Annotated in this window: 4 protein-coding genes; all 4 read right to left on the bottom strand. The window is 70.0% G+C overall.

The genetic code is table 11. The features are described from left to right. Window positions 1-2,901 (bottom strand): AfsR/SARP family transcriptional regulator (locus VFG33_RS07725; RefSeq protein ID WP_325023901.1); only part of this gene is annotated, 2,901 nt, incomplete at its 3' end. 206 nt (window positions 2,902-3,107) lie between these two features. Beyond that, window positions 3,108-3,968: a LemA family protein gene (locus VFG33_RS07720; protein WP_325023899.1), complete on the bottom strand. Its 861-nt coding sequence runs from the start codon at window positions 3,966-3,968 to the stop codon at window positions 3,108-3,110. Window positions 3,969-3,992: 24 nt separating this feature from the next. Next, complete coding sequence (locus VFG33_RS07715; protein ID WP_325023897.1) at window positions 3,993-4,697, bottom strand: hypothetical protein; 705 nt, start codon at window positions 4,695-4,697, stop codon at window positions 3,993-3,995. Continuing rightward, on the bottom strand, window positions 4,694-5,072 hold a 379-nt coding region (locus VFG33_RS07710), incomplete at its 5' end, for a phosphoribosyltransferase family protein (protein WP_325023895.1). The genes VFG33_RS07710 and VFG33_RS07715, both read right to left, overlap by 4 nt.

Raw genomic sequence — 5,072 nt, 5'->3', positions numbered from 1 at the left:
CGCGCGGTCGAAGTAGCGCCGGGCGAACTCGCCGTTGCCGATGCCCGCGTACAGGCCGCCGAGGGTGTGGGCCGCCTGACCTTCCACGGTCCGGTCGCCGAGCCGGTGGCCGATCTCGATCGCGTCCAGCAGCATCCGCCGCGCGGCAGCGTCCTCGCCGATGGCCATCAGCGCCTCTCCGAGCTCGGCCCGCGCGTACGCCGCGCAGTGGTCGTCACCGAGGGTGTTGAAGATCGCCAGCGAGGCCTGCAACTGCCGGACCGCCTGGTCGTGCCGGCCCTGGTGGGCGCGCAGCGCGGCGATCCGGCGGCGGACCTTCGCCTCCCGGTGCTTGTCCCCCATCCGCACCCCGAGCAGGAACGCCTCGGCCAGATAGCGGCCGGCCGTCACCGTGTCGTTCCGGGCCAGCCACATCGACGACGCCGCACTCCGAGCCGTCGCCTCACAGTTCGCATCGCCCACTTCGACGAACGCCTGCACGGCACCCTCGTACTGCGCCAGCGCCTCGTCCTGGCGACCGTGCTCGCGGAACCAGGTCCCGAGTCCGACACCGGCGACACCGGCACCGAGGCGGTCGCCGGTCTCGGCGAAGATCGTCGCGGCGGCGTTCAGGTGCTCCCAGCACGGGCCCCAGTCGTCCCGGTAGAGCGCGAGCTGTCCGAGGTTGCGGTGGAGAATCCCCTCGCCACGGCGATCCCCACAGGCGATCGCACTGAGCAGGCCTGGCTGGTGCGACTCGTTCCAGTCGTCGAAGTAGGCGCGCATGTCGAGGTACGGACCCCAGGCTGCAGCCAGCCGCCAGGCGTACTCGTGCAGGCCGTTCTGCGCGGCGGCGCGGATCGCGGGGACGAAGCTGTTGCGCTCGCTGTCGAACCAGGCGATCGCATCCGCGCTGGTGAACGGCTCGGGGTCCGGCGAGAGCAGCGGACCCTGGGTCTCCAGCACCCCGAAGTACCCGAACGGGAGGGCCGCCGAAGCCCGCCGGACCTTCTGCAGCAGCGCGTCCAGCACCGTCGCCAGGTCCTTCAGCGCCTGGGCTTTCTCACTCTCGTCGCCGGCCCCGATCGCATGCAGTCGAAGCAGGTCGTGCACCCGGTACCGCGCTTTGCCGGTGGCGTCCACCGAGCTGATCTGCACCAGGTTGACCTCGATCAGGCGATCCAGGCTCCGGCGTACCAAGGACGGGCTGGCGACCGACTCCAGCGTCCGGGCCGAGAACACGCCGACCGCGAACCGGCCGATCAGCCGGTAGAGCCGGGCTTCTTCCGCACTGAGCGACCCGTAGCTCAGATCGGCACTGGTCCGGACCGCCAGCTCGCCGATGCTCAGCTCGTCCAGGCGGTGGGTCTCGTCCCTCAACCGCCGGGCCAGCTCGCTGACGCTGAGGTCCGGCCGCTGCGCCAGCCGGCTGGCGACGATCCGGATCGCGAGCGGGAGGTTGCCGCAGGCCGCAAGGATCTCCTCGGCCGCCGCGGATCGGCTGTCCACCCGGCCCGCGCCGGCGACCCGCTGGAGCAGCTCGGCGGCTTCGCCGTCGCTGAAGGTGTCGAGGGGCATGAGCTCCGCACCGGCGAGATCCATCAGCCGGTTCCGGCTGGTGACGACGACCGCCGACGCGCCGGTACCGGGCATCAGCGGCGCCACCTGGCTAGCAGCCGCGGCGTCGTCCAGCACGATCAGCACCCGCCGGCTGGCCAGCTCGGACCGCAACATCGCCGAGCGCCGCTCCGGGTCCGGCGGGATCGCGTAGTCGGGGATGTTCAGGCTCAACAACAGATCGGTCAGGGCACCACCCGTATCGCGCGGCTCGGTGGCCCCGCGCATCTCCAGGTAGATCTGCCCGTCCGGGAAGGATTCTCTGACCAGATGGCCGAGCCGGACCGCCAGCGAACTCTTGCCGGTGCCGGGTGCTCCGGAGACCACGGCGATCGGCGGCCGGACGGGATCCCGCCCGCAGACCAGGTCGCGGAGTTGTTCGAGGAGTTCTTCGCGGCCACTGAAGTCGGGCAGATCCAGTGGGAGCTGGCTGGGCGGCCGCTGCGGATCGGTGAGGACCGGCGCCGTCATGATCCCCGGTACTACGTCCGGCGGATCCGCCGCGCCCGGGCGATCCGTAGTACGGGCTGCTGGGATGCCTGGGTCGGGCCAGTTGGCGGAGCTTCCGTGCTGGGCGCGCAGGCCTGCGGCTTCGAGATCCGGGCCTGGCTCGACATCCAGCTCATCGGCCAGCGTCTTCACTGCCTTCGCATAAGCCGCGCGGGCCTCGCCGGTTCGTCCCGCGGCGAGCAGCGTATCGACGAGCCGCCGCCACAGCTGCTCGTCGTACGGGTCCTCGGTGATGCGGCCGCTGAGCAGCACGGCGGCACCGGCGGCGTCACCGTGCTCGAGCCGGAGGTCCAGCAGGCCGTCGACCAGACTCCGGTACTGCGCTTCCAGCCGGCCGATCGAGCCTTCCCAGGCGGAGGAGACGGCGAGATCCTCCAGCGGGTGACCCCGCCACAAGGAATAGGCCCGCGACAGCACCTGCATCGCCTGGCGGGCTTCGCCGGCATCGCGGAGGTGACCGCCCTCGGCCAGGAGCGACTCGAACAGGCTGGAGTCGAGCTCGTCGACGCCGACCTCGATGCTGTAGCCGGCCGCGGACGTGTCGATCGGCGCAGGCAGCCCGGCCTCCTGCAGCACACCGCGCAGGGCGCGGACGTAGGTCCGGATGTTCGCGGTCGCCGAGCGTGGCGGACTGCCCTCCCAGAGGGCGTCGGCGATCAGGTCGGTGGAGACGAAACGGTTCGGGTGCAGCAGCAGGGTGGCGAGCAGCTGGCGAGGTTTACTGGCGCGTAGGGGCTGGCCCTGGACCTGGCCGAGACGCAGAGGTCCGAGGATCTCGTACCTCAGACGATCCACTTTGCTGCCCTCTCACCTGGTTGCCCGCTACATCGTGGCACCCCGCCACACCCGGCGGGAAGCCTCGACCCCGGAGATCTACGTCGCGATGTACGCCGGATGTATCCGTGGGGAGCAATGTAGTCCGCGGTACCGGGGGGAGGGCAGGCCCGGGAGTGGCGAGTGACCGTCGCCCCTTCCGGGCCTGAATTTAGACCACCAGGCGGTTAGTTACCGCCGGTGAAGGGCGGCTGGCCGTCCTGCGGGCCAGGGGTACCCGCAGGCGGCCCGCCAACCCCTGGCTGCTGGCCGAACCCTGGCTGCTGGCCGACCTGTGGCTGCTGGTTGCCGCCCGGCATCTCCGGCTGGATCTGGCCCGACGAGGGCGCGCCCGGCTGCGGCTGCGGCGGCACCTGCTCGCCCGTCACCGAGCCGACAGTGCCGAAGGAGACCTGCGGGACGGCCCGGACGGTCTCGTCCTGGACCTCGAAGTAGCCGGCCTTCTCGAACTTGAAGCCGCCTGCGATCAGGTTCGACGGGAAGGCCTCGATCCGGGTGTTGTAGTCACCCACGTTCGCGTTGTAGAACCGCCGGCCGGCCGCGATCCGGTCCTCGGTGTCGGTCAGCTCGCGCTGCAGGTTGAGGAAGTTCTGGTTCGACTGCAGCTGCGGGTAGGCCTCGACCGAGATCATCAGCTGACGCAGCGCGCCGGACAGCTCACCCTCGGCGGCCGCCCGCTGCTCCGGCGACGCGCCCTGCACGTTCACCGCCTGGGTGCGGAGCCGGGCGACCTCCTCGAACACGTGCCGCTCGTGCGCCGCGAAGGCCCGGACAGTCTCCACCAGGTTCGGGATCAGGTCATAGCGGCGGTGCAGTTCGACATCGATCTGCCGCCAGGACTCCTGGATCAGGTTCCGCTGCTTGACGAAGCGGTTGTACGAGACGATCAGCGCGATGGCCAGGATCACGAGGATCGCGACGATCACGACGAGGACGACGACCATTGCCTGCTCCCGAGTGTTGGTGATGCTCGCCAGCGACTCTACGGTGCACCGGGTCCGCGCGGCGGCTGATCGCGCCGGCCGCATCAGGCGCTCATCGCGCTGGTCGGATCAGGCGCTCATCCGCGGGTCGACGCCGGCATAGTCGCGCCAGACGTAAGGCGGGACGTGGTCGACCACCTGCTGCAGCAACTGCAGCCGGTTCATCACCTCGAGCGGGGCATGGGCACCCTTGTCCCAGCCGACCAGGGAGTTGCCCTCGATCCGCCAGCCGATCTCGCCGCGGGCCAGCAGCAATTCCATCATCCGCGGGTGGATCACGGCGTGACCGAAGCGCTGGTCGTCCGCCTTCACCCGGAACGCCCGGTTGAACTGCTCGCTCTCGAACTCCAGGTCGGCGAACCCGAACGCGTTCGCGACCACGCCGCCGAAGATGCCCTCGTGGGTCACTTCGAGGTGCGGCAGCGCCCCGGGCAACTGCATCACGACGACGCCGAACTTGTGCGTCGTGGTGCGCCGCTGCCCTTTCCCGTTCGAGGTGTGGGTCTGGTAGCTGTAGTCGAAGGCAACGATCTGCCGGCCCTGGAACGCGCCGGACAGCACGTTCGCCACCCGGCAGCGGTCGCCGGTCTGGAACGGAGTACCGCCCCACTGGTTCGCCAACGCGTTGTTCGCCGGCTGGTAGCTGAAACCCTGCTGGGCGGCGAAGGTGGCGAACGCCTCGCGGCGCTTCTTCGCGGCGAGGTAGTTGAAGTAGACGAGGCCGACGCCGACCAGGACCGTGATGCCGACGATCAGTACGGGGCTGATGTTCATAGGCCGAGCTCTTCGAGGCCGAACAGCGAGCGGTACTCCAGGCCCTCGGACTCCACCTTCTCCTGAGCACCGGTGGAACGGTCCACGATCACTGCCACGGCGACTACCTCCGCGCCGGCCTCGCGCAGGGCCTCGACGGCGGTGAGGACGGAACCGCCGGTAGTCGAGGTGTCCTCGACGGCCAGCACCCGGCGACCCTTCACGTCCGGGCCCTCGATCCGCCGCTGCAGTCCATGCGTCTTCTCGGCCTTCCTAACCACGAACGCATCCAGCTTGCGACCCTGCTGGGCAGCCGCATGCAGCATCGACATCGCCACCGGGTCGGCACCGAGCGTCAGCCCACCAACAGCGTCGTACTCCAGATCCGCCGTCAAC

Origin of the sequence: Kribbella sp., assembly GCF_035687465.1 — a bacterium.
GTDB lineage: Bacteria > Actinomycetota > Actinomycetes > Propionibacteriales > Kribbellaceae > Kribbella.
Note: the sequence above shows the minus strand (reverse complement) of the source record. Positions and strands in the feature narration are given on the sequence as shown.